The following is a 23821-nucleotide window of genomic DNA, read 5'->3' on the forward strand; positions in this document are numbered from 1 at the left end:
TTAGCGTTTTGCAGGCAGATAGCCTTCGCTTTCCAAATAACTGAGCAGTTGTTGCGCACACTCTTCGACACTCAGCTGCGCCGTTTTAACAATCACTTCCGCTTGCTCAGGTGTCTCATATTCACTATCGATACCAGTGAAATTAGGAATATCGCCTTTGCGCGCTTTCTTATACAGACCCTTTGGATCGCGTTGTTCGCAAACATCCAGAGGTGTATCGACGAACACCTCAATAAATTCACCTACTTCAAGTAGCTGACGAACCATTTGCCGATCAGCGCGGAACGGTGAGATAAACGCTGTTAACACCATCACGCCAGCATCAACAAACAGCTTTGCCACTTCTCCGATACGGCGGATGTTTTCTACTCTATCCTTATCACTGAATCCCAGATCACCACACAGACCGTGACGAATATTGTCACCATCTAGCAGGTAGGTATGCACACCATTGTGATGGAGCAGTTCTTCCAGACAACCAGCCACTGTCGACTTACCCGAGCCACTCAACCCGGTAAACCAAAGAACCGCAGGTTTATGCGACTTGAGCTCTGCACGCTCCGCCTTGGTGACCTTGTGATGATGCCAAACGATATTATTCATTAAGAAATCCCTCTCGCCAGCCGAAAATGCTGACTTAACATAGCGCTAAATTAACCCAGCTCACATATTCCAAAAAAGACTTTTTATTTAGTTTTTATTCCATTTTGGAATATAAGACTTTTTAACCTAGTCGCCAACACAACTCGACTAGCAAATCTTACATTATTGAAGCATCAGCACCTAACAAGCCAGCCCGATAGCAAATTATATGAACTAGCTTACAGCAAGCTACAGAGAGATAAATCCGCCTTTGCGGCAACAGACTCTCGCACGCTCGCAGCCCTTGGCATACAATAGCGCCCCATATAAGTGCCTGCCGCGAGCAGGTTATCTATTTGGAAAACAATCGAGGCCTTAAATGACTCAGGTTCGCACACGCGTCGCCCCCTCACCTACTGGAGACCCCCACGTAGGTACTGCATATATCGCTCTGTTCAACTACGCCTTTGCTAAGCAGCACGGCGGCGAATTTATTCTACGAATAGAAGATACGGATCAAGCACGCAGTACCCCAGAATCTGAACAGATGATTGTTAAGGCACTGCGCTGGCTCGGACTGGACTGGGATGAAGGCCCTGACACTGGCGGTGACTGTGGCCCTTACCGACAAAGTGAACGTGGCGATATTTACCAGCAGTATGCCCAGCAACTCATTGCCGATGGCCATGCTTTTTACTGCTTTGCCACCCCAGAAGAACTTGACCAGATGCGCAAAGAACAGCAGGAAGCAGGGTTGCGCCCCAAGTATGATGGCCGCGGACTCAATCACACCCAGCAAGAGATCGAACAGAGGCTGGCCACCGGTGATCCCTACGTCATACGTATGAAGATCCCTGAACAAGGCAGCTTCAAGTTTAATGACCACCTACGGGGTGAAGTTGAGATCCCTTGGGAACAGATCGACATGCAAGTGCTGATGAAACAGGATGGCTTACCCACCTATTTTCTCGCCAACGTGGTTGATGATCACTTGATGGGGATCACCCATGTATTTCGCGGCGAAGAGTGGCTACCCTCGGCGCCAAAGTTACTCCAGCTGTACGCCTATCTAGGATGGGAAGCTCCGGTTCTGGGTCACATGCCGTTACTGCGTAACCCGGATAAAAGTAAGCTTTCTAAACGTAAGAACCCTACCAGCATCCTCTATTACCAACGAATGGGTTATCTACCACAAGCGCTGCTCAACTATTTAGCTCGCATGGGTTGGTCAATGCCAGATGAAAGCGAAAAATTCACTCTGGAGCAGATGATTGCAAACTTCGATATCAAACGCGTTTCATTAGGTGGTCCGGTGTTTGATCCTGAGAAACTCGATTGGCTGAATGGCCTTTGGATCCGCGAAGACCTCAGTGATGATGACTTTATTAGCGAAATCCACAAATGGGCCTATAACGAAAGCTATCTCCGCGAGATGTTGCCCCATATTAAAAGCCGCGTAGAACGCTTCTCTCAAGTCGCGCCTCTCACCAATTTTATGTACAGCGGCCTGCTTGATCTGCCAGCCTCAGCTTTCGATGGCTTAGCCTTGGATGAAGAGCAATTGCGTAAGGTACTGCAATTTGTTGCTTGGAAGATGGACCAACTCAACCACTGGGATAAAGAGCATATTTTCCCAGCATTAAAGTCCTTGGCAACAGCCATGGATATAAAGATGAAAGAGTTTATGGCACCCATTTTCATCTCTATTGCCGGTACAACGGCAACCTTCTCGGTGGTTGATGCCATGGCAATACTCGGCCCCGATCTGAGCCGCGCCCGTCTTCGTCAAGCGTCACAAACGGTGGGCAGTCCGTCGAAGAAAGAAGCGAAGCGCTGGCAAAAAGAGTTTGACGCTCTAGCAATATAAAGCTGTTTTCGAAACGGCATACTAGCACTTGAAAGGCGCATTCATTTTTGAATGCGCCTTTTATTTACAACTAATAAATCAAAGGCTTAATCACATGTTGTTTTGTGAGGCGCTTCATATTTTCATCTTTAAGCTTGTCGAAAAATTCTGCATTTATCGCCACTTGAGCTAGATGTTGATCCTGTGCAACCGATGCACAATATTCAACTAACCAATACTCAAGGAGGAGTTATTATGCGTACTCGCATATTCCACGCTATTGCATTTTCCGCCGCCCTGTTAACCACCACGAGTCTGAGTGTTATCGCAAAAGATGCCGATATCGATAGCTCTACTGCTAGCAGCAGTCAGCAAACCGTTCAGATAAACCAAGCCAGCGCCGAAGAGATCGCTGATGCTTTGGAGGGTGTGGGGATGAACAAAGCCCAAGCGATAGTCGACTATCGAAACATGTATGGCCCATTTACCTCGTTAGCGACGCTAGAAGCGGTTAAAGGGATAGGAGTAAAAACGGTCGAGGCGAACAGTGCAAAGATCGCTTTTGATGTTCCAATAAAAAAATAACCCCAGACAAAAATAGAAAAAGGCCGCTACGCGGCCTTTTTACTCTCATGAAACATCACGAAATTGCAAATCATTACTCAACCCGCTTACGACCAGCAAATGAATGGGCTAACGTCGTGCCATCAATACTCTCTAGCTCACCACCAACCGGCACACCATGAGCGATTCGGCTCGCATGTAAACCACAGCTGTTAGCCATATCAGCAATATAGTGCGCAGTAGCCTCGCCTTCTACTGTCGGATTTGTTGCTAAAATGACCTCTTTCAGATCGCCTGCGGAAAATGCCCGCTGTAACTGATCCAGTCCGATATCAGCAGGCCCGATCCCGTCGAGGGGAGACAGGTGCCCCATTAGCACGAAATAGCGTCCATGAAACTGGCCGCTTTGCTCAACCGCAACAATGTCCGCGGGGCTTTCCACAACACACAGCACACCACTGGCTTGACGCTTAGGGCTGGCACAGATATCACAAACATCTTGCTCGGTATAAGTACGACAGCGCTGACAATGGCCTACTTTATCTAACGCTTGTTGCAGAGCATCAGCAAGTACAGCTCCGCCACGCCGGTTTCGCTCCAAAAGATGAAACGCCATACGCTGTGCACTTTTTGGCCCCACACCAGGTAAACAGCGCAGAGCTTCAATTAATTCTGTTAATAGCGGTGAAAACTTCATAAAACCAACCGTTGTAAACAAGGAGGCTAATCTATCAGTGGCAGCTTGTTGCTGTCGAGATCCTTACAACATTCCTTTTCAGGTGATCACTGTCGTCGATAGCCACGTATACTGCAGCTATAACAAACACTCAACGAGTGCCGCAATGAAAAAATGGATGATTCTACCCTTTCTGATCTGCTCAGTAGAGCTTTATGCTGCGACCTGTGACAGCCTGTTTGACGGACAAGAACGCCGGAAGTTACATAGCAGCGCTTCTATTGAGCTATGCCCCCTCACCAGTAATAAGCCGGTACTTATCGTTAATACAGCGAGCCATTGCGGTTTTACTCCTCATTTCAAAACACTAGAGGCGATACACGAGCAATATCAAGCACAGGGTCTGGTCGTCATCGGAGTACCCTCAGACGATTTTTGGCAGGAAGAAGATAAAGAAAAAGACACGGCCGAAGTATGCTACATCAATTACGGCGTTACATTTACCATGCTGGCCACCAGCAGTGTGCGAGGCGACGATGCCGATCCTATTTTTAAACAACTAGCACAGCGCAGCGGCAGTGCACCAAAATGGAATTTCTACAAATACCTGGTTGATACAGATGGTTCAGTTCAGGTCTTCCCGCCAACCACAGCACCGGAGTCAGAAGAGTTTCAACAAGCTATTATCAAGCTGCTGAAATAGAAAAGGCCGCTATTCATAGCGGCCTTTTTAACGACAACGGCTAAAATTTAGTTGCAGGTCGCAACTAAAAGATTACCTTCATCCAGATTGTCATTCACTTCAAACAAGTAAACATAATCACCTGCCGCTGGAATGCTTATTTCACTCTCAGTTTGCGCTCCAGATGCCACTTCAAGATACGTCACTTGATCGACCGTCACACTACCGCCTGCTGCATACTCAAAGGCCCAATCAGCACTGGCAAACTTAAAGGTAAAGTCCGTAGCCATAGGCTCTGCAACTTTTACTTGATAACGGTTATCACCAACATACTCAAACTTATGAGTGTCTGGTGTGGCAGCAAAGTTATCACCGGTCACATAACTCCCCCGGATCCACATATCCTGTCCGATAGGTCCAACTTCACCGGTTGCTGCCGCGTTGCAATCAACAGGCTCGGCCAGCGGCGGAGCCTCTGGTGCAGACGGATCATTAGGCTCAAAAACCAGTGGCGGCGCTTCATACGCAATAACGTTTTCACCATAGTTTACATATCCGGCAGCACCTTCCGTGGTATCAAACACTAAGTCACCGGCAATGGCATTTTCGTAGTTGTCATGAACAAGGAACTTAAAGCAGTCAGAGCTATCAGTGTACGCAGACACTTCATACACGCCACCGTAGTCACCCACTGTCGCAGCACGAACACCGCTGTCCATAGAAATAGTCTTCTCAAATACTTCCGTCACCGCATCACAACTATCGTCATTCCAAGCATACAGCTCATAGTCTTGGTAAAGTTCGAACACCTCGGCATCCGTTAAGTCATATGTCATCGACAATGGCAATGCAAAGTGTACGGTAACCGTTTGACGAGGTCTCGCCGCCTCTTCCGCGATAATAATCTGTTCAAGTTTGCTCTCTGCATCAGCTTCATTCAGGAAACCATGGAATACATTATCTTGGTTCCAGTCCATGCGAGAACTAAATGTACCTAACTCAGTATCAACACTATCAAGAGGAATACTTGAGTAATACAACCCTTTTTGAACAACGACCCCACCAGGCACAAGTCTGAGTTTCCAACCATTAGGCAGCTCATTTAGAGCAGTCTCAGTCACGACCCATTCATCTTCAAATCTGTTGACCAAAAACCAAGTACGCGTTTGTCCATCGGCGTCAACAAAGAAGCTTTCGCTAAAACGAAGTACGTTATAGCCGCTAAGCCCCGGGATCTGAGACTCATCTATTTCTGCGAAGGAAAAATCATCTACCAACGCTTGAAGGACTTGAGACTCTAGTTCAACAACATCTTGAGTACCCCACTCTGGATATTCGTGTCCAACCCAAAGGCCGTTTTCACCACGCTCCCAGACACGTAAAACTTGGCCGATGTCGTCTTCAGCTTTAGTAAACGGATATGCAGGTAACGCATAGTGATGGTACGTCGTAAAGTCAGTGGTTCGTTCGTCACTCAATGTACGAAAAACAGTTGTCCAATCCTGGAATTTGATCTTATTCCCATCAAGGTCAAATACCGGTGTTAAAGACTCTGGATCTAACACATAACGTGCCCCAGACAATTCCGTGATACGTTTACCATCAACCAAACGGGTAGTTTCAGAACGTTCATCCCAGAAGCTGGTGAGCTCACCACCATCCCAACGGAAATCGGCATACTCTTCCAGTTCTCTATCACCGCTTTTGGCAAATATAGGCTTGGCATTAGTCTCGACACGTGTCCCGTCAGGAGATACAACTTCGGTAATAACTTCGTTGACGGAGCCATCTGCGCTCCAATCTTTCTCGATGACGTGAGTCACAATGCCCGCTTGACTGGTAGTGCGAGTGCGACTTTCACTATATGTGGCTGTTTCAAGATCAGTGGGTTCGAACTCATCAAATTGAGTTAAATGAACCAAACCATCTTCACTAAACTGCTTCGATTCAACCCGATGCTGAACCATATCTACCGCAGAAAAATCCTGTTCAGCGACTGCAGCAACTAAATCAACATCATCAAATATTCGGCCATTGTCGCGTGCGCCTTCAACGGAAGGTGAGCTCTCATCAAAGTACTCTATGTATTCTTTAGATTGCGCGGCGTCATCATAGTTACCAACACGGTAACTTTGCCCCTTGAAATTCATTACACCATCACGGTCTTTATCGACCTGCCATGAAGAAATGCTTACAAAAGTACCATCGCTAGAGAAAGTTTCCTTCCATTGCGCCGTTTCATACGCAACTGGCTCGCCATCTTCGAGTATCAAATTGTAATGAGCATCTGCGAAGTACTTAACCGCCTCGCCCTCTACCATTCGAGCATCACCCTTTGTGATGATCTCTGAGTACTCTTCAACCAGGTAAAGAAGCTCCGAGGTATGCCAATCGACAAAACTATAACGGCGTTTTCCAGCTTTAACCGTTTGGTTATCTTCTAGTTGTTGAGCTATTTCGTCGGCCTTGGCTTTAGCGGCCTGCAGATCGTCGGTTCTCTCAATCGCAGCTTTTGCCAATTCAGATTTGAACTCATCAGCAACGGCATCATCAAGAAAGTCACCAAACAACAGCGCATCATCCGCACTTTGAGCCAACGAAGTGGAAACTGTCGCCTTCGCCGCTAGCAGTTCTTGTTTGAGCTGTTCGCTAGTCACTGTACCAGTCAAGGCAAGGTGCAAGGTATCTTCCAGTTCATCAACAGCTAAGGTAGTAAATGGCGTGACAACACCCGCTTCCGCTTGAGCCTGTGCAAAATCTAACTCAGGTAACGGAAGTCCGGATAACACAACGGGGTTAGACGAGAAATCTTCACCAGTATCAACATCAACCGCACCGTCACCCAGCAATGCTCGTAACGGAACTTGCGTTGCTAACATCACATCATCACTGGTCAATACGAGTGAATAGCTCCCCGTATTGTCGGTCACAGCACGAGGTTCCCCTTCATCCAATTGACCGTTGAGATTTTTATCGAGGAAAACCACAGCACCAGACACATAGCCATCAATAACTTTGCCGTCTAACGTAATTAAGTCTGTGACTGTAATATCAAAAGGAGGTAACGACGAAGATACCACTCCGTCAGAGGCTGAAATGACAACCGAAGTAACAACACCGCTGTCGTCACTTTCAGGGACGCCAGTAATAGCTCCAGTGTTCGTATCGAACTCAGCCCAATCAGGCTTATTTTCAATAGAGAATGTTAGCGGCGCACCACCAGCATCCATCGCGACAGGTGTAAAAGAGTAATCCACTCCCTCATCGACCTGAACCACGGGTGCACCTGAAATAGCCGGAGCAACATTGTTAACCGTAATTTCAAAAGCCAGCAAGTTCGCGCTAAGCGAGCCATCAGTAACAGAGATAACAACAGAAGAGGTTGTACCAAGATCTGTGGCCGTGGGAGCGACCCGTTTGCTCATCAAAAACAGCCCACGCTGGCATTCCTGTAATAGAGAATGTAAGTGGTGATGATTCTGCATCAGCAGCTGTAGGCAGAAAGCTATAACTGCTGCCCTCATCGATCGTCGTTATTGGAGAGCCTGAGATTGTTGGCGCTTGATTGACGGGAGTAGAGCTACCACCACCTCCGCCACCACACGCAGAAAGTACAACAGCCATACCTATGGCTGCAGCCAGTTTACTCTTTGTTAGCATCATTACTGCTGATCCTTTGCACTGTTCAATGGAAATGTAAAAACCCTTAGAGCGAAATACGGAGCGTCCAACTCACTCGCAGAGGCGGGAAATTCAGCAGCAGGGTATCAAATCAACAACACTAATTTAACCATTGCTTAACAAAAATTAATCAGGATCAAAAGTGAAAATAAGAATCTGTGAGGCAAATCAAACAGACAAAAAAGCCGCAATGAAGCGGCTGATTTATAAAGAGCGTATTTTACTAAAAAGGCATCTTCATACCTGGAGGTAATTTCATACCACCAGTGGCTTCCGCCATCTTACTCTTATTGGTTTCCTCGATACGACGAACGGCGTCATTGACGGCTGCAGCCACCAGATCTTCCACCATCTCTTTGTCATCTTCCATCAGGCTAGGATCAATCTCAACACGACGTACGCTATGACTACCAGTCATGGTGACCTTAACAAGACCAGCACCGGCTTCACCGGTGACTTCCATATTGGCGATCTCTTCCTGCAGCTTCTGCATTTTATCCTGCATCTGCTGCGCCTGTTTCATCAGGTTGCCTAAGCCACCTTTCATCATCGTTCTTTCCTCATTTTTATCATCATTACAGATGAACTTTTGATGCCGCCAACATACTCAGGGCGACTCAATATTTCAAGTTAATGGCTTGATAGAATCATCATCAACGCTGGCATCGAACTGCTCAACGAAAAACTGAACATTCAGATCGGCGTTGATGATCTGTTTCGTTCGCTCCAACAACTCGTTTTTTAAACGCTGCTGTATCTGCCGAGGAGTTTCATCTGCGTCCTCTTGAGCCAGGTCGATGACTAAAGAGACACGCTGCCCAGACAGATCACTTAATGCTTCGACCAACTGTGCCTGTAAGCGTTCCGTTGCCAGGTGCTTTTGTTCTGCCACTAACCCCAGACGCCAAACATCTCCCTGCTCAATTAGTACCGAGTTGATAGCAAGTTGCCGCACGATCCCACCGAGTTCGCAAAGCTCAATCAACTTGCTCCACACATCATCGGTAGGCAGTAATTTGCGTTTTGATGGCGCTTTTTTGCTTACCGAATCAGCCGTAACTGGCACTGAAGCGGCTTGATTAACAGAGTTTGTCGGTATTGAGCTTTGTCCGCCGCTATCAGCATCCGCTGTATTCACATTCACTGCTTGCTGTTGTGACGTGATCTCTTGCTGACTTGTTTCGCTAGGCTGTGCCCTGTTTAACATCACCGGGTTGGGTGATGTTGCGCCCAACCCTTTAGGCTTTTTTCCGCTTCGCTCCAAATTCAGTTTATGGCTACGCAGAATATTTCTTGCGGCAATAGCCTTACCCGCCCCGCTCTGAACGTCGGTATTCGGTGCTGGGGCATCTTGAATTGCCACATCCTGAACAGCGGTTTGCTGTGCTGATGTTTGCTGACCGCCCGAATAACCATGCTCGGTAGCAGTCAACATAATATGCTCCTGCTCCCTAACCAGTGCGTCTTGCATACTTAATGCGGCGGAGTCACTTGATGACCACTGTTCCTCATCACCACTCTGGTTATCTGTCTCAGCATGACTATCGGTGGTGGAATACTCGATGACCGCAGGCGCTACCACAAGCGGCGCAGTTACGCTCTCGGGTGACGCCTCTAGCTCGTCATGACCAACGCCAACACTTGAGCCTGCCTCAGCAGAGGCTGCCACTGGAACACTGCTACCATGGGGCTGCTGCGGAGGCTTTTCCGGCTCATCGGCAACCGCTTGCGGTTGTGGATCCAAGACAGGGAGATCTGACTGCCTATTCAAAGGCTCTACCGGTTTCGGCGTGGTCTTGTTGGCACTAGGTTCGACTATCGCTACCGGGGGTTCCCCTTCCGGCTCTGCACTGCTTGTTACCACACTATCAGCATGAGCACTCAAAGTGCTGACACTCTTGTTGGGTTCAACGCCCTGCTCAGTTCCCTTTGGGCGAAAGCTAAGGCAACGTAACAGCGTCATTTCCAAAGCCACCCGCGGATCAGGAGAAAGTGGCAACTCTCTACGTCCCTCGACCATAAAACGGTAGTAAAGCTGAACCATCTCAGGGGCTATACCACCGGCTAATTCAGGTAGTCCCTGCCATAGGGCAGACTGTGCGATGGAATCATCCATACCTATCTGTTGCAACATCGCAATACGATGCAACGCATCAGACAACTCGGAAAGCAGTTTATCGAAATCAGGAGAGTATTGAGCCAAGTGGGCAACTTGCGCCATCGCGGCGGAACCATCGCCCTTGACTATGGCGGCTAATAATTGCGTCAGCTGTTCACGTTGCACCGTACCCAACATCTGACATACCGTCAGGTAAGCCGCAGAGCCATTGCCGTGAGCAACCGCTTGGTCGGTCAAACTAAGCGCATCCCGCATGCTACCTCGAGCAGCACGGGCGATCTCAATCAGCGCATCATTGTCGAACGGGATCTGCTCAGCACTGAGTACCGAGCGTAAATGATTTGATATCTCATCCACCGACAGACTACGAAGATTAAACTGCAAGCAGCGGGATAAAATAGTGATAGGCAATTTTTGCGGATCAGTGGTGGCCAGCAAAAATTTCACATGGGGCGGCGGCTCTTCCAGAGTTTTTAACAGCGCATTGAAACTGTGTTTAGACAGCATATGCACTTCATCAATCAAGTAAACCTTATAGCGCCCACGAGTCGGCCGATACTGCACGTTTTCCAATAACTCTCGTGTATCTTCGACTTTGGTACGCGACGCCGCATCAATTTCAATCAAGTCAACAAAGTTGCCCTGCTTTACCTCCATACAGGCGCTGCATACACCGCAAGGTGTCGGTGTCGGTCCCTGCTCACAATTCAAACTCTTTGCGAGTAGCCTTGCGATGGTGGTTTTTCCCACCCCTCGCGTACCACTAAAGAGAAAAGCATGATGCAGTCTCTGTTGTGCAATACCGTTACTTATCGCCTGAACAACATGAGGTTGGCCAACAACTTCAGCAAAGGTTTGAGGCCGCCATGTACGTGCTAACGCCTGATAGCTCATCTGTGTTAATCACCCTCAAACTGACATAGATAGTGACACTCAATTCCGTGCTCGACTAAACGTTGCTCGCCACCGATATCAGGCAAAGAGATAACAAAACTCGCACCAACAACCTCTCCCCCCATACGACGAACCAGCTTAGCCGTGGCCTCAATGGTGCCGCCTGTCGCCAGTAAGTCGTCAACTAACAGCACTTTGTCACCTGGCTCAATGGCATCAACGTGTAATTCCAACGTATCCATACCGTATTCGAGCTCATAGGTCTCATCAATCGTCTCGCGAGGTAGCTTATTTGGTTTTCTTACCGGCACAAAGCCAACCCCTAGCGCAAGAGCGACAGGAGCACCAAAGATAAAACCTCTAGCCTCGGTACCGACAACTTTGGTGATACCCGCATTTTTAAAGGGCTCAGTTAACAGAGAGATGGCCAGAGAAAACGCCTCTCCGTGCTCGATCAGTGAGGTGACATCCCTAAACTGGATCCCCGGCTTGGGGTAATCTGGAATGGTTTTAATATTGTTACGAATAGTGGCGAGGTTCTGCAGATCCATGGAAATCTGTTGTTAGGAAAACATTGGAACAAAGATTACCATAGAACGTCACTATGCAGAAAAAGTCACACGCCGGCTTGCATCACAGAAGGGAGATTTAGGCAGCCATCGAGCGGTGGCACTGCTTTATTGTTTCCAGCAATAGGTCACCGTTTATCGGTTTGGATAGGACGCCATCAACTATCTGGCGATCATATTCGCAATGGCTATCCGTGCTCAACAACAGAATAGGGGTATTACTGTAGGCAGGAAGCCGACGAATGTTTTTCGCCAACGTCATACCATCCATAATAGGCATACGTTGATCGATAACCACCGCCGCAAAGCTACGTTTTCGTGCATAAGTTAATGCACTCAAGCCATCACCGGCTTGTTCAATATAGACACCGAGCATTTGAAGCTGCAAGGCTAAGGCCTTACGCACTTTAATGTTGTCATCCACTAACAATACTGTTTGTTCCATTTGCCTCACGTCCTTATCTGGTGACTACGAGCGGCGATCGCGGGGCATTATAGAGAAAACACCTCTAATCGCTAGCCTCTATGCCGCAACAACGTAAAACAGCCATCACAAAATCGATAAATTACGTCAATACATCGGTACAGATCGACATTGACTACTTGGTATGACCTATCCCTGAACAGATAAGTTTCATCAAAAAGAAGCTAAAAATAACTAGCAAGAGGAATATAGGAAGGCACAGCAAAGGGAAAGGCTAACACCGTTGTGAAAGCCTCGACAGTGTTTAACCTACGAGCTTAAACCACGTCAAAGTGGCAGGTAAGGTAGGGATTAACAGGACAGCTAAAAAGCCCAAAAAGTAGGCAAAATTAAAGGGTTCTTTAAACGGTTGCTCAGACATACGACACCATCAAATTGATCTAGATCAAAACAAAGCGCGCATGCTACTGAAAAAGTCACTCGGTCACAAGCATTAGTCAGAATGAAAATGACGAATAATTCCACGCTGCGATAACTGAGCAACTATCTGCGCAACTCCACCTGTTAACTGCTCAATATTGAACTGAGGAGCAACAGCAATTAGCTGTTCAGCTAAAGTCGTAATAGTGCCACCCGGTGTTTCACTCAACATTTGCAATAACTGAGCAGTCATCGCATTAAGTTCTAGAAAACACACCTCATCCTGACGATCGCGATACACCGCTAAATAGGTTGGCTGTTCCCCCACAGCTGCAGGCTGGAACTCAACACTAATATGGTGCACAGGGTACCGGTAGCTGACCACCATCGCGGTATTAGCCAACGTTAGTCGCTCAGAGGTTTCAGGGGCTGTAGCAACAAATCCGTCCGACTCAGTATCTAATGCAGCAGACACAGCAAGCTCAACCCATTCGTAATGGGCCAACTCGCGCATAAATGCCGGATCGGCATCTCCAAGCTGATATTCATCAGCAAGAAAGGTCACGAATTCATTGGAGATATCGAGAAAAATGGGAGATCGGCAATCATGGCAAGCAAAAAACTGACGCACCAATAAGAGCCACTCATCCTCATGATAAAGCGAATGAAGCACAGGGAATGCTGAATCAATGAAGCCTTTGACATTATTAAAAAAAAGTTCCCGGTATACCTTCAGTCGACGCTCTTCGATACCGCTAGGAGGCTTGTTATCGAGTGGCTGACGAATATGCTCAGTCAACTCATATTGAATAACCTGAAATGATCTCATGCTATCAACACCTCGGGCTCAACAGCCATGCTCTGCTGGATCTGGCGGATCTTATCAACCTCTAGCAGCAACTCTTTCATCGACGGTAAGTTAAAATCCCTTTCTAATAAAGTCGGAAGTACCCCATGAAATCGATACGCCTCCTTTAATAAATTCCAGACCGGGTCAATCACGTCCGCCCCATGGGTATCAACGATTAAATCATCGGCTTCGTTATAGTGCCCGGCGACATGGATATAGCAGATCCGTTTGCTCGGCAGTCCGCGCAAAAAAGTGACCGGATCATAGCCATGATTAACTGAATTCACATAGATATTATTAACATCTAACAGTAACTCACAGTCCGCTTCTTCCAATACTCGATTGATAAAATCGAGCTCATTAATCTCCTGGCCGGGCGCGGCATAATAAGAGACATTTTCGAGAACCAATGGGCGCTCTAATATCTCTTGCACCTGTTTTACACGATCCGCGACATAGAGTGCGGCTTCTTCTGTGAACGGTATTGGAAGCAAGTCATAAAGATGACCGTAACCGGAGCAGTAGCTGAGATGTTCTGAATACAAAGAAATTTGGTGTGCATCCAAAAAAGCTTTGACCTGACGAACAAACTCCAAGTCCAACGGCTGTGGCGCACCAATCGACAAACTCAACCCATGACATAAAAACTGATGACGCTCAGTTAACTGACGAAATTGCTTGCCGAATTTACCACCCAATCGCATCCAGTTTTCTGGAGCGACTTCCCAAAAATCGACCTCATTGGCTGACTTAGCGAGTGCATCATCCAGCATTTCTCTGCGCAGCCCTAAGCCGGCGCCTTTAATTTCGTCAACAGGCTTCATCTTACTACCCCGAACTTCTCAATGCCCAGAAACAACTACAGCCAGCAGCTGCTGGCTGTATGCCATGGCGTTTCCACCAGCAAAATTAGTAGTTACTTAGCACCACATTTGCCTTCGCCGCATTTACCTTCTTTGGCAGCTTTCTTTTCGCCACCACATTTACCTTCGCCGCACTTGCCTTCTTTAGCGGCTTTCTTTTCGCCACCGCATTTACCTTCGCCGCACTTACCTTCTTTAGCGGCTTTCTTTTCGCCGCCACATTTGCCTTCGCCGCATTTACCTTCTTTGGCTGATTTCTTACCTTCACCACACTTGCCTTCGCCGCACTTACCTTCAGCGCCATCAAGTTGATAACCAGCGACCAGATCCTGCACCGCAAATGGATTTGCTTCAGCATGTGCCGGCAGAGCGGCTAATGAACCAATAACAACCGCACCCAGAGCTGCTGCAACGCTAGTCTTCTTAATCTTGTTCATAACGATTTCCTTTTTACGTATTTAACAATTTTGTTGTGGTTAATATCGAGTCGTTGCTTCAGCCACAGCCCCGATGTATTTGATAAGACCTTACCGGCCAGATTTTTATTTCACTTTTTTTCAATGATTTTGATCAACATAGTTTAGAACAAGAAAGGTAGAACCGCGTGACGCCTCTAAAACAAGCGATTAAACTGCTGCGAATTGAACAACAGAAGCCGGCTTCTACCCATGCAAATATATTTGGCCCCAATGGAAGGCGTGATGGATGACGTCATGCGCGATCTCTTGACCAGGCGGGGTAATTTCGATCTTTGCATGACGGAGTTTGTTCGGGTTTCTGATGGTCTATTACCGAATAGAGTCTTTCGCCGTTACTGCCCTGAGCTCGCATTAGGGGGCAAGACACCGAGCGGTACTCCGGTGAGAATACAGCTCTTGGGTCAAGATCCCGAGCTGTTAGCAGAAAACGCCGCCAGAGCAATTTCACTAGGGTCGCAAGGGATCGACCTGAATTTTGGTTGCCCAGCCAAAACCGTGAATAAAAGCCGCGGAGGCGCAATACTTTTACAATCCACAGCACAGATTGAACGTATCGTTGCCAGCGTTAGAGCTGCTATCCCCTCCAGTAGTCAACTGTCGGTAAAAATTCGCTTAGGGTGGGAAGATTGCCAGCTAGCGGAAGATAATGCGCTGGCGATAGAAGGCGCAGGCGCTAACAGTCTCATCATTCACGGCCGAACCAAAGCACAAGGCTACCTGCCGCCTGCCGACTGGCGACGCATAGGAAAAATCCGCTCGCACCTTAAAATACCTGTAATAGCCAACGGTGACATTTGGAGCCCTGATGATTACCGCCAGTGTCGAGACGAAAGTGGTTGTGATGACATCATGTTAGGTCGTGGAGCCCTGCGTATGCCCAATTTGGCAGCACAAATAAAGGGAGCCAATAGAGGCGTTAAGATCCCCCCTGATGATTGGGAAGCAATAAAAATTGAACTGGGTTACTTCTACCGTTTGACAATGCGTTCACGCAATAGAGCCTATTTTGCCAATCGAACTAAGCAATGGTTGGCGCAATTAGGCCTCCGTCACCCCAAAGCAAAAGAAGCCTTTAACAGGATCCGCAAATTGACGTCAGATCAAGAAATAGTCAGAGTTCTTTGGCAGCATTCAAGCGATTTGATTTAGGTCATCCGAAATAGCCAAGCCGTTACCTATGATAGCTACATCACATTTTGTATTTTTATTAGGTCAAAACGGTAGCTTACATGTGTAGCCCTTTGAGCAAACAGCACCAAGAGAAGTTTGAAGATATGCTATCGCAACAAGCTGATGCCCTGTGTAAACAAGCACAGGCGTTGCACATTTCATCACAAGCATTGGCAGCCAATGGCGATATCAAACAGCCCAACAGCATCGACCACTGGATAGACTTTCTCTATCAGTGCAATGACGATGCCTCTTTCCAGATAAGAAGAAAACTTGAAGGCATTGCGGCCGCACAGCAGCAAATTGAGCTGGGTCTATACGGGATCTGCTCTGATTGCGAAAGCCCAATTACTCTAGAACGCTTACTGCAGGAGCCTTCCCAGCAGCGTTGTGGCATCTGTGAAGCGAAATTCAACCAATTATCAGCCAGTAGCAAACGAGTCTGGCTCTAAGTGAACCTCAGATAAATGGCCGCACTTGAACCAGTGCGGCCACTTCAACTCAAGAAAAAGAGTTAATCCAATTATTCACCTTCTCTTCAAGTACTGCCAACGGCAAACTGCCATCGAGCAATACTTGGTTGTGGAATTCACGCAGCTCGAATCGCTCACCCAAAGCAGCTTCAGCCTTCTCCCTTAGCTCAATGATTTTCAGCTGGCCAATTTTATAAGATAAGGCTTGGCCTGGGATCGCCATATAACGTTCAACTTCAGCAACGACGTCAGACTTCGCCATGGCGGAATTATCCAGCATATATTGGATGGCTTGCTCTCGACTCCACCCTTTGGCATGTAGACCTGTGTCGACAACCAAGCGCATCGCGCGCAACATTTCATCGCTCAACTTTCCAAAGTATTGATAGGGATCTTTAAACAGGCCCATCTCCATTCCAAGATATTCCGCATAGAGCGCCCACCCCTCAACAAAGGCTGTCGCACTACTAAACCTCTGATAGGCAGGCAGATCGTCCAACTCTTGCTGAATAGTGATTTGAAAATGGTGCCCAGGGGCAGCTTCGTGTAACGATAAGGTGGTCATCCCCCACTTAGGTTGCGCTTGCAAATTGTATGTATTGATATAAAAAACACCCGGACGAGAACCGTCAGGAGAGCCAGGCTCGTAAGAGGCTCCCGCTGCAGACTGCTCTCTGAATGCCTCAACGGGCCGAACTTCATAGTCGGTCTTAGGCATCACGTCAAAATAGGCAGGGAGTACAGCATTGATTTGCGCTTTTAAGCCACTATAGCCTGCGATCAGCTGACTTTTGTCACTAAAAAAATAACTTGGGTCAGATGCCAGGTGCTGCAAGAATGCTGAAAGATCACCAGTAAACCCTACTCGTTGACGCACTGCTTCCATCTCATTCCGGATCCGAGCAACTTCCCCTAAACCAATATGGTGGATCTTTTCCACTGGCATCTCGGTTGTTGTATGACGATTGGCCAGATGTTGATACCAGGTCGCGCCGTTCGGCAGATCCCACATCCCATCAGAGCCTCTCGCTAACATAAGATATTCATCGTTCAAAAAGCGGTAGAGCTTAGTAAATGAAGGGATCACGAGTTCAGAAATTGCTTTGCGATAATCCGCCTGGAGCTGTTGCTGTTGTTCTTCGCTCAACGATGAAGGAAGCTGCTTAAGTGGCTGTACAAAAGTACTGGTGTCTATATCGGTAACCAGTTGTGACGATATCTGCTCAAGCATTCGCTCAACTAATATCTTCGGCAACACAACGCGACTCTCGGCCCCTTCTCGCATCCTGACGATGACATCATCAACCCAAAGTTCAAAGCCGGCCATGCGCGCCATAAAATCACGATAGTCTTTTTCTGTAGTAAAGGGTTGTGCGCTCTCCCCACTGCCAAGTTGCACAAATGTGCTGTAGCGAGAATAGAACTGATTAATCGGCATAAAACGCTGTGGAAACGTTTCATCTGCGAGATCGACTTGGCGATCGTACAGAAATATATCCAAGGTTAACTTTCGTGCCGCAGATAACTTATCCCTAGGGATCGCTTCGGCCTTTTCTTCATAGCTGGCATTCAACTCATGCCTAGCATGTAAATAAGCGTCGGTAAGATCGTTGCCCAGCACACCATTATACTGATACTCCCCCATGAATGGGGCATACAAAGGATCTAACGCTAGCGCTTCATCTAAGTAACCATCAACCAAAGTTGTGACGGCTTCATCAGCTGATTTAGCGGACTGAACAGTTATGTCAGATTTGGGTTCACAACCTGATAAAAAAAGTACAAAGACTATGGTAAAAAAAATTCGTTGCATCACTTACTTCCAACCTATCCATCGACTGCGTTCTATACTTGGACTAACTACGATAATAAAACTCAGAGCCGATTGTTATGATTTTTTCCTATCGAAATAGTGCATTTAGGGACGTTATTACAGGTTTATACAACAAAGCCTACTTCTTAGAGGTGTTTCAACGCGAATGGCAACGACAGCTTCGAGAGCAGCAATCGCTTTCGCTTTTACTCATTGACCCACATCTACCGCACACGCCACAAGCACAACAAAAGCTTTTACTAAACAAGCTAGCCAGATTACTTGAAGACAGCACTTATCGGGCTACCGACATTGTTTCCCGAATCGATCCCATGCTATTTACACTATGCCTTTTCAATCTCAATGAATCCGGTACAGAGACCGTACTGAACCGACTGTTTGCTATGTTAGAACAATTGCAGATCAGCCAAAGCGAGGAAAACGGCACCCCAGTAAACATTGCCATCGGGGCTTTGAACGTCCTGCCATCGCCAGGTATTGAAATCGACTCTTTATTCGCTGAACTACAAAGATTAACGAACGCCGCAGAACAAAAAGGGCAAAACCAGTTTGAACTGGAACGTTTATCGATACACGCGATGAGACACTAAATAGAAATAAAAACGGCTTCCGAAGAAGCCGTTCATTCTAAAGCTTAACGCCGTTACGTCCTGCCTTTTCCCGAATATAAGCAGTCCAGCTGGTAGCTGACTTCTTAGTATTGGGATATTCCTTAGCCTTCAACACGCTAGCATATGCATCGCGGTATTTGTTTTGGTAAAGGAACGCCTCGACTAAAGACATGTAGATACGACCGGGATCTTTCGCTCCCAACTCCAATGCCTTATTGTACGCTTCGACAGCAGCTGAATAGTTTTGATTTTGCAGCTGAAGATTCGCTAGCTTACGCCAATAACTTGCTTTGTCAGTTAACTCAGCCACAGCTTTGTAGTACTCAGCAGCGCGATCAATCTCTTTCGCAGCATGCCAAGTGTTCGCTAGGGTTGAGAGACTCTGCTCGTTACGTTCCAAAAGACCTGATTTAAGGTACTTGTCCTGAATCACGCCAGATTTGTACGGCATGCCATTAGTCGCATACAACTGCGCCAAGGCTTTTATCTCATTTGGCTTCTCCAGCAGTTCCTGCTTATAAGCAAGCTCCATGGTAGCCAATGCCTTACCGTATTCATCAATCATCATATAGAACATACCGAGTTGCGCCCACCAGCGACGATCCTCGGGGAACAAGCTAACCAACTGCTCCAACACCTTAACGCTACGTTTATAGTCTTTCAGCTCATAATATGCTGATAACTTCAAAACGTAGGCGTTTTTCTCTGGCTTGTCTGAAACTGCGATAGCCTGATCAATGGGTGCAATCATCTCGGCATAACGACCAATCTGATAATACGCTTGCGCTTTACGAAGATAGACAGAAACTTCCTGCTTGCCAGTAAAGTCCATCCATGCATCGTAGGAGCTAATCGCATCGGCAAACTTTTCCTGCTGCATTTGCAGGTCAGCTAATAAGCGTAAAGTCTGTGCTTGCTCTGATGTGTTTAACACATCAAGCTCAGCCGCAGCCTTAAGGTGCTTGATCGCCTTCGCAGCGCCCCCTTCTTGCAAGGCGTACATGTTGCCTAGAAACCGGTCAACATAAGCTTTATCGTAATCCTTCTTTGCCCTTTCAGCTAAATCATGAAGAATCTTGATGGCTTCTGGAATATTGTTATTCGTAGAATACTCGTCAAAAGCCTTAGTCACCTTTTTACCTATTTTAGGAGACAGAAGATACGTTTTACGTTTCTTATGCTTCTCTGCAACAGGATCAGATTTTTCTGCGGCATAAACCGTCTGGCTTAACGGTAGTGTCAGTACCAAGCTAAAAACTAGAGTGAAAGCACATAGTAATGTTTTACGATTTATCATCACTTACCTCCCTCTAGGCTAAAGTCGAGTTGCACCGTAATACCTGGCTGTTCCACTGCCTTACCGTCTTCAAATTTGGGATCGTAAACCCACTTGCGTAAAGCACGTTTAGCATTTCTGTTAAACACGCGCTTTGGCTTGGCTTCAATCACTTCTATATCTTTCGGACGACCATCGGTACCAATGGTGAAAGTCAGCTTAACCCAGCCTTCTACACCATCTCGAGCTGCCTCAGGTGGATAGTCAGGTGGAATGCGCACCTTAGGTGTCGCGTCCCCTTCCTTCTTAGCCATATTCAGCGACCCCATTCCGCCTGCGTCAGACGATATATCAACAGCTGGTACATCTAGCGATATACCCGGTGCAGAATTATCGACAGGATCAGGCTCAACTGGCGGCGCTTTAGGCGGCTGTTTAGGTGGCGGTGGCGGCGGTGGCGGAACACGACGACGTTCCTGTACCGACGATTTGGGTTTATCCATCACGATATCGATCACGGGCGTTGGAGCACCCGCTTCGTGCCGTTTAGGCCCCCCTCCAATGAGAGCAGCCATAAATACGAACAGACCGAAGGTGACGGCTACGCCCAACAATAGGGAAATCAGTAACCGTACCATAGTTAGTTATTCTCCGCGGCAACCGATATCTTGTCGATACCTGCCTGCTTCACTTGGTCCATCACTTTAACAACGACACCATGTTTGGCTTCGACGTCAGCTTGAATAACCACAGTATCAGTAGGCTGCTCTGCCAGCATACGTTCGATATTAGCGCCAACACGCTCTACATCAACCATACGCTTGTCCATCCAAATTTCACCATTCTCACGAACAGCGATAAAAATGTTAGCATTCTTCTGCTTAGTTGCAGTTGATGCTTTTGGACGAAGAACTTCAATACCCGCCTCCTTAACGAAGGAGGTCGTCACAATAAAGAAGATCAGCATGATAAATACGATGTCGAGCATCGGCGTCATATCAATGCCGGCTTCCTCTTCTTGGCTTCTATGTTTACGTGCCATCTCAAAATCTCTCTTTAATGATGCGGCAAGCTGTCTATCAGACTCTCGCGGGCCACTTTTACTTTGGCCTCAAGGCGTGAACTAAAAAATACGCCTGATAATGCAGCAACCATTCCTGCCATTGTAGGGACAGTTGCCATCGAGATACCTGATGCCATCAAACGTGGGTTACCCGTACCTTGAACAGCCATGATCTCAAATACCGCGATCATACCTGTAACGGTGCCAAGCAAACCGATAAGTGGACAAATAGCCACCAGCGTTTTGATAAACAGCATGCGTGCATTCAGCTTTTCAGCCGCTTCGGAAATCCAGGCCTCACGGATCCTGTGTGCGTACCATGAAGTGGTATCTGCGCGAGCATCCCAATTCGCAACGATAGCGTTGCGAACACGAGGAAACTCAACGTAGAGGAACCAATATCTTTCGATCATAAGTACCCACATTAGGAAAAGCGCGGCCGCAACGATCCAGAGGACGTCACCGCCAGTAGCGATGAAGTTCCTGACAGATTCCCAAAGCTCCATCAGGTAAATCATCATTAGGCTTTCTCCTGCTCCGCATGAGCGGCCACAATTCCAGCGCTCTGCTCGTCAAGTACTTGAACAATGCTCTTGCTGCGAGCAGCAACCAAGCTATGCACAAGGATCAATGGCAGTGCAGCAATTAGGCCCTGAGCCGTTGTTACCAATGCCATAGAGATAGAGCCTGCCATCACTTTAGGATCGCCAGTACCAAACAGTGTGATTGATTCAAACGTTTTAATCATACCCGTTACAGTACCTAACAGACCCAATAGTGGGGCAATTGCGGCTAAGATTTTGATAATGGCTACACCACGTTCGATTCTAGGAGTCTCACGTAGCACAGCTTCATCAAGTTTGAGTTCAAGATTTTCGGTATCCGAAGCCTTGTTCTCTTGATATACCTTAAGAATACGACCCAGAGGGTTGCCTTCATTAGGCACATCAGTATTTTTTAATTGACGACGGATCTTGGCACCAATCAATCCCAAGGTAATAAAGCGTTCAATGGCGATCAAGAAACCAAGCGCTAGCACGCCGGTAATAATGTAACCAACCAAACCACCTTGATGATAACGCTCTGTAATCGTCGCTTTCGCTGTCTGTAAACCTAAAATCAATCCCTGTGATGGATCGATATACAATGGTTCGAAGCCTGAAGTTGCTTGATTGAACGTAGAAACTGCGCCAACGATGTAGCCGTCAGGCTGACGACCTAATGGCTGCACTGTTGCTGTATCAGAACCAAACAACAGGTACTTATCTTCACCTAGTAGGTTAAAAGTACCGACACGAGTAACGGTTTGCTCGGTGCTACCACCTTCAAGTTCGACAACCTCGGCGTTGAATTTAACCACTTTGCCTGATTCTGTCATTTCAGTCTGAAGAGCAAACCAAAGATCTTCCAACTCTTTCAGGGTTGGTAGCTCTTTAGCTTCAGCCAATCTAGACAGCAGCTCGCCTCGGCCTGTGTATTGAGCGCTAACGATAGAAGTAGAAATACGGCCAACGGTATCACCGGCTGCTTGGCGAACCACACCAAACATCTCACCCAAGGTACCCTTGGCATTCTCCAACTCAGTCTCTTTTTCGACTAAAGCTAATTCATTCGCGTTAAACTGCTTTTGCAGTTTAACTTGGCGAGCTTCTTCTGCTGCCTGCGCTCTTTTAGCTTTTTTCAATAGAGAGAGTTTGTCTGCTCGCTCATCAAGGAATTCTTGCTCGCGTTCCTTATTCAGCTTGCGCTCGCTGATGCGATCTTGCTTCACCTGTTTGAGCAGTTGGTCAAGGCTCGCGACGTTTGCAGATGCTGGTAAGGCTGTGAAAAGTACAGCGGCAGCAACTGAGATACTTACTAGAACTTTTCTCATTTTCCACTCTCCGCTGCTTTAACAGGTAGTTTGATCAAATCGACCGCAGCCTGCTTGCGTGCCATACGAATCGCTTGAGTAATCGGATTCAGATATTCATCACCAAGCACTTGCCAAGCTCGGGCGTCGTTATCCCAAACCCAAGCATTTTTCTGATCTAGTGACTGAGCAACAAAAACCACACGACCCAAGTGGAAAAGATCAACAGTGACAACGGAGCCATCAAGCTCTAGTTCACCTTGATAGGATGCAATCTTGTTACCGTAATCGTTTTCGATCTGGTAAGCCTCTAGCACCTGGCGATATTTCTCAGAAGTGGTAACGTCAGAACGTCCCATAAGATCACGTAAGCGCTCAACACGTTCAGTACGATCTTTGAGCAGAATCGGCACATCGAGAGCAATAAACTGTTCCAGCGTATCGATCATGCGATACATCAGTGGAACAACACCTTGGCGGGTCTCTTCGATACCATCTATTTGCATTTGAAGCGAAGAAAGAACGGCATTTTGATCATTGACAAGGCGCTGTAAATGATCGTTGTAAACTTTTAAATTTTCAGTCTGGTCGACGACTTCACGATACTCAACAAGCAGATCTTGGCTCTGCTCGAACAGGCTATCGATCTTATCCTGTGACTTTGCAGCTTCTTTATGAATACGGACCGATTCTGCCTGGACATCAGAAAGTGGTTCCGCTGTAGCGCTCACGGTAGCGAAGGCAAAAGCCCCAGCCAACGCAGAAGCGATAAGGCTTTTCTTTAATACTCTGGACATAGTTCCCAACCAACTATTGGCGTTAGAATTTCCATGACGGATCATGGGATTTTTTTGGCTATTGTCTTTCTTATTATTAGCGTGTGCATACAGCGC

General features: G+C 47.2%; 24 protein-coding genes. 6 read left to right on the forward strand and 18 right to left on the reverse strand.

Annotation, left to right across the window (positions count from 1 at the left end; genetic code table 11):
* Positions 1 to 603, reverse strand: coding sequence for an adenylyl-sulfate kinase (cysC, locus tag EZV61_RS17605; protein ID WP_114338423.1), 603 nt, complete (start codon positions 601 to 603; stop codon positions 1 to 3).
* 358 nt (positions 604 to 961) lie between these two features.
* Here cysC and gltX point away from each other — a divergent pair, with 358 nt between their 5' ends.
* On the forward strand, positions 962 to 2449 hold the full coding sequence (gene gltX, locus EZV61_RS17610) for a glutamate--tRNA ligase (protein WP_131417291.1): 1488 nt from the start codon (positions 962 to 964) through the stop codon (positions 2447 to 2449).
* 234 nt (positions 2450 to 2683) lie between these two features.
* Positions 2684 to 3013 (forward strand): ComEA family DNA-binding protein, encoded by a 330-nt coding sequence (locus EZV61_RS19690; RefSeq protein WP_130565287.1) that lies wholly within the window; start codon positions 2684 to 2686, stop codon positions 3011 to 3013.
* Positions 3014 to 3086: 73 nt separating this feature from the next.
* On the opposite strand, the gene recR is transcribed toward EZV61_RS19690, so the two are convergent.
* The gene (gene recR / locus EZV61_RS17620; RefSeq protein WP_114338420.1) at positions 3087 to 3689 is read right to left on the reverse strand and encodes a recombination mediator RecR; all 603 of its coding nucleotides are present in this window, start codon (positions 3687 to 3689) and stop codon (positions 3087 to 3089) included.
* Between the two features lie 145 nt (positions 3690 to 3834).
* Between recR and EZV61_RS17625 the strand changes: the two genes are divergently transcribed.
* Positions 3835 to 4371 (forward strand): glutathione peroxidase, encoded by a 537-nt coding sequence (locus tag EZV61_RS17625; RefSeq protein WP_131417293.1) that lies wholly within the window; start codon positions 3835 to 3837, stop codon positions 4369 to 4371.
* 47 nt (positions 4372 to 4418) lie between these two features.
* On the opposite strand, the gene EZV61_RS17630 is transcribed toward EZV61_RS17625, so the two are convergent.
* The 9 genes from EZV61_RS17630 to EZV61_RS17665 form a co-directional block, all read right to left on the reverse strand.
* Entirely contained in the window at positions 4419 to 7775 is a 3357-nt protein-coding gene (locus EZV61_RS17630) for a putative Ig domain-containing protein (RefSeq protein ID WP_131417295.1), read from the reverse strand.
* Complete coding sequence (locus EZV61_RS19495) at positions 7705 to 8013, reverse strand: hypothetical protein (RefSeq protein WP_165569656.1); 309 nt, start codon at positions 8011 to 8013, stop codon at positions 7705 to 7707. Before EZV61_RS19495 ends, EZV61_RS17630 begins: the two co-directional genes overlap by 71 nt.
* A gap of 241 nt (positions 8014 to 8254) precedes the next feature.
* On the reverse strand, positions 8255 to 8581 hold the full coding sequence (locus EZV61_RS17635) for a YbaB/EbfC family nucleoid-associated protein (protein ID WP_114338417.1): 327 nt from the start codon (positions 8579 to 8581) through the stop codon (positions 8255 to 8257).
* A gap of 75 nt (positions 8582 to 8656) precedes the next feature.
* Positions 8657 to 11044 carry a DNA polymerase III subunit gamma/tau gene (dnaX, locus tag EZV61_RS17640; protein ID WP_131417297.1) on the reverse strand — a complete coding sequence of 796 codons (2388 nt, stop codon included), beginning with the start codon at positions 11042 to 11044 and terminating at the stop codon, positions 8657 to 8659.
* Positions 11045 to 11049: 5 nt separating this feature from the next.
* The gene (apt, locus tag EZV61_RS17645; RefSeq protein WP_131417299.1) at positions 11050 to 11595 is read right to left on the reverse strand and encodes an adenine phosphoribosyltransferase; all 546 of its coding nucleotides are present in this window, start codon (positions 11593 to 11595) and stop codon (positions 11050 to 11052) included.
* A 97-nt stretch (positions 11596 to 11692) separates the two neighbouring features.
* A complete protein-coding gene (locus EZV61_RS17650) occupies positions 11693 to 12058 on the reverse strand; it encodes a response regulator (RefSeq protein WP_114338414.1) in 366 nt (121 codons plus the stop codon).
* 472 nt (positions 12059 to 12530) lie between these two features.
* On the reverse strand, positions 12531 to 13286 hold the full coding sequence (locus tag EZV61_RS17655; RefSeq protein WP_131417301.1) for an HvfC family RiPP maturation protein: 756 nt from the start codon (positions 13284 to 13286) through the stop codon (positions 12531 to 12533).
* Positions 13283 to 14131 (reverse strand): HvfB family MNIO-type RiPP peptide maturase, encoded by an 849-nt coding sequence (locus tag EZV61_RS17660; protein WP_131417303.1) that lies wholly within the window; start codon positions 14129 to 14131, stop codon positions 13283 to 13285. Before EZV61_RS17660 ends, EZV61_RS17655 begins: the two co-directional genes overlap by 4 nt.
* A 92-nt stretch (positions 14132 to 14223) precedes the next feature.
* Positions 14224 to 14607: an HvfA family oxazolone/thioamide-modified RiPP metallophore gene (locus EZV61_RS17665; RefSeq protein ID WP_131417305.1), complete on the reverse strand. Its 384-nt coding sequence runs from the start codon at positions 14605 to 14607 to the stop codon at positions 14224 to 14226.
* Positions 14608 to 14838: 231 nt separating this feature from the next.
* Here EZV61_RS17665 and EZV61_RS17670 point away from each other — a divergent pair, with 231 nt between their 5' ends.
* Together EZV61_RS17670 and EZV61_RS17675 are read left to right on the forward strand one after the other, a co-directional pair.
* Positions 14839 to 15798, forward strand: coding sequence for a tRNA-dihydrouridine synthase (locus EZV61_RS17670; RefSeq protein ID WP_131417307.1), 960 nt, complete (start codon positions 14839 to 14841; stop codon positions 15796 to 15798).
* Positions 15799 to 15878: 80 nt separating this feature from the next.
* Positions 15879 to 16271, forward strand: coding sequence for a TraR/DksA C4-type zinc finger protein (locus EZV61_RS17675; protein ID WP_131417309.1), 393 nt, complete (start codon positions 15879 to 15881; stop codon positions 16269 to 16271).
* Positions 16272 to 16320: 49 nt separating this feature from the next.
* Here the strand turns inward: EZV61_RS17675 and EZV61_RS17680 are convergent, their stop codons facing one another.
* Complete coding sequence (locus EZV61_RS17680) at positions 16321 to 18105, reverse strand: DUF885 domain-containing protein (RefSeq protein ID WP_131417311.1); 1785 nt, start codon at positions 18103 to 18105, stop codon at positions 16321 to 16323.
* Between the two features lie 77 nt (positions 18106 to 18182).
* Here EZV61_RS17680 and EZV61_RS17685 point away from each other — a divergent pair, with 77 nt between their 5' ends.
* Entirely contained in the window at positions 18183 to 18716 is a 534-nt protein-coding gene (locus tag EZV61_RS17685) for a GGDEF domain-containing protein (protein ID WP_131417313.1), read from the forward strand.
* Positions 18717 to 18753: 37 nt separating this feature from the next.
* Here EZV61_RS17685 and EZV61_RS17690 read toward each other — a convergent pair whose 3' ends face one another.
* Genes EZV61_RS17690 through EZV61_RS17715 form a run of 6 tightly spaced genes read right to left on the reverse strand, consistent with a single transcriptional unit; the run spans position 18754 to position 23725 of the window.
* Positions 18754 to 20034: a tetratricopeptide repeat protein gene (locus EZV61_RS17690; RefSeq protein ID WP_131417315.1), complete on the reverse strand. Its 1281-nt coding sequence runs from the start codon at positions 20032 to 20034 to the stop codon at positions 18754 to 18756.
* On the reverse strand, positions 20034 to 20651 hold the full coding sequence (locus tag EZV61_RS17695; protein WP_131417317.1) for an energy transducer TonB: 618 nt from the start codon (positions 20649 to 20651) through the stop codon (positions 20034 to 20036). The genes EZV61_RS17690 and EZV61_RS17695 overlap by 1 nt, the downstream gene beginning before the upstream one ends.
* A gap of 2 nt (positions 20652 to 20653) precedes the next feature.
* On the reverse strand, positions 20654 to 21055 hold the full coding sequence (locus EZV61_RS17700; protein ID WP_114338404.1) for an ExbD/TolR family protein: 402 nt from the start codon (positions 21053 to 21055) through the stop codon (positions 20654 to 20656).
* A 14-nt stretch (positions 21056 to 21069) separates the two neighbouring features.
* A complete protein-coding gene (locus EZV61_RS17705) occupies positions 21070 to 21594 on the reverse strand; it encodes a MotA/TolQ/ExbB proton channel family protein (RefSeq protein ID WP_114338621.1) in 525 nt (174 codons plus the stop codon).
* A 2-nt stretch (positions 21595 to 21596) separates the two neighbouring features.
* Positions 21597 to 22949: a MotA/TolQ/ExbB proton channel family protein gene (locus EZV61_RS17710; RefSeq protein ID WP_131417319.1), complete on the reverse strand. Its 1353-nt coding sequence runs from the start codon at positions 22947 to 22949 to the stop codon at positions 21597 to 21599.
* The gene (locus EZV61_RS17715; protein WP_131417321.1) at positions 22946 to 23725 is read right to left on the reverse strand and encodes a DUF3450 domain-containing protein; all 780 of its coding nucleotides are present in this window, start codon (positions 23723 to 23725) and stop codon (positions 22946 to 22948) included. The genes EZV61_RS17710 and EZV61_RS17715 overlap by 4 nt, the downstream gene beginning before the upstream one ends.
* Between the last annotated feature and the right edge of the window lie 96 nt (positions 23726 to 23821).

The organism is Corallincola luteus (genome assembly GCF_004336975.1).
GTDB lineage: Bacteria > Pseudomonadota > Gammaproteobacteria > Enterobacterales > Neiellaceae > Corallincola > Corallincola holothuriorum.

Coding starts and splice junctions, on each gene's coding strand:
- cysC (WP_114338423.1), bottom strand. CDS start 603: ATGAATAATATCGTTTGGCATCATCACAAGGTCACCAAGGCGGAGCGT.
- gltX (WP_131417291.1), top strand. CDS start 962: ATGACTCAGGTTCGCACACGCGTCGCCCCCTCACCTACTGGAGACCCC.
- EZV61_RS19690 (WP_130565287.1), top strand. CDS start 2,684: ATGCGTACTCGCATATTCCACGCTATTGCATTTTCCGCCGCCCTGTTA.
- recR (WP_114338420.1), bottom strand. CDS start 3,689: ATGAAGTTTTCACCGCTATTAACAGAATTAATTGAAGCTCTGCGCTGT.
- EZV61_RS17625 (WP_131417293.1), top strand. CDS start 3,835: ATGAAAAAATGGATGATTCTACCCTTTCTGATCTGCTCAGTAGAGCTT.
- EZV61_RS17630 (WP_131417295.1), bottom strand. CDS start 7,775: ATGAGCAAACGGGTCGCTCCCACGGCCACAGATCTTGGTACAACCTCT.
- EZV61_RS19495 (WP_165569656.1), bottom strand. CDS start 8,013: ATGATGCTAACAAAGAGTAAACTGGCTGCAGCCATAGGTATGGCTGTT.
- EZV61_RS17635 (WP_114338417.1), bottom strand. CDS start 8,581: ATGATGAAAGGTGGCTTAGGCAACCTGATGAAACAGGCGCAGCAGATG.
- dnaX (WP_131417297.1), bottom strand. CDS start 11,044: ATGAGCTATCAGGCGTTAGCACGTACATGGCGGCCTCAAACCTTTGCT.
- apt (WP_131417299.1), bottom strand. CDS start 11,595: ATGGATCTGCAGAACCTCGCCACTATTCGTAACAATATTAAAACCATT.
- EZV61_RS17650 (WP_114338414.1), bottom strand. CDS start 12,058: ATGGAACAAACAGTATTGTTAGTGGATGACAACATTAAAGTGCGTAAG.
- EZV61_RS17655 (WP_131417301.1), bottom strand. CDS start 13,286: ATGAGATCATTTCAGGTTATTCAATATGAGTTGACTGAGCATATTCGT.
- EZV61_RS17660 (WP_131417303.1), bottom strand. CDS start 14,131: ATGAAGCCTGTTGACGAAATTAAAGGCGCCGGCTTAGGGCTGCGCAGA.
- EZV61_RS17665 (WP_131417305.1), bottom strand. CDS start 14,607: ATGAACAAGATTAAGAAGACTAGCGTTGCAGCAGCTCTGGGTGCGGTT.
- EZV61_RS17670 (WP_131417307.1), top strand. CDS start 14,839: ATGCAAATATATTTGGCCCCAATGGAAGGCGTGATGGATGACGTCATG.
- EZV61_RS17675 (WP_131417309.1), top strand. CDS start 15,879: ATGTGTAGCCCTTTGAGCAAACAGCACCAAGAGAAGTTTGAAGATATG.
- EZV61_RS17680 (WP_131417311.1), bottom strand. CDS start 18,105: ATGCAACGAATTTTTTTTACCATAGTCTTTGTACTTTTTTTATCAGGT.
- EZV61_RS17685 (WP_131417313.1), top strand. CDS start 18,183: ATGATTTTTTCCTATCGAAATAGTGCATTTAGGGACGTTATTACAGGT.
- EZV61_RS17690 (WP_131417315.1), bottom strand. CDS start 20,034: ATGATAAATCGTAAAACATTACTATGTGCTTTCACTCTAGTTTTTAGC.
- EZV61_RS17695 (WP_131417317.1), bottom strand. CDS start 20,651: ATGGTACGGTTACTGATTTCCCTATTGTTGGGCGTAGCCGTCACCTTC.
- EZV61_RS17700 (WP_114338404.1), bottom strand. CDS start 21,055: ATGGCACGTAAACATAGAAGCCAAGAAGAGGAAGCCGGCATTGATATG.
- EZV61_RS17705 (WP_114338621.1), bottom strand. CDS start 21,594: ATGATTTACCTGATGGAGCTTTGGGAATCTGTCAGGAACTTCATCGCT.
- EZV61_RS17710 (WP_131417319.1), bottom strand. CDS start 22,949: ATGAGAAAAGTTCTAGTAAGTATCTCAGTTGCTGCCGCTGTACTTTTC.
- EZV61_RS17715 (WP_131417321.1), bottom strand. CDS start 23,725: ATGTCCAGAGTATTAAAGAAAAGCCTTATCGCTTCTGCGTTGGCTGGG.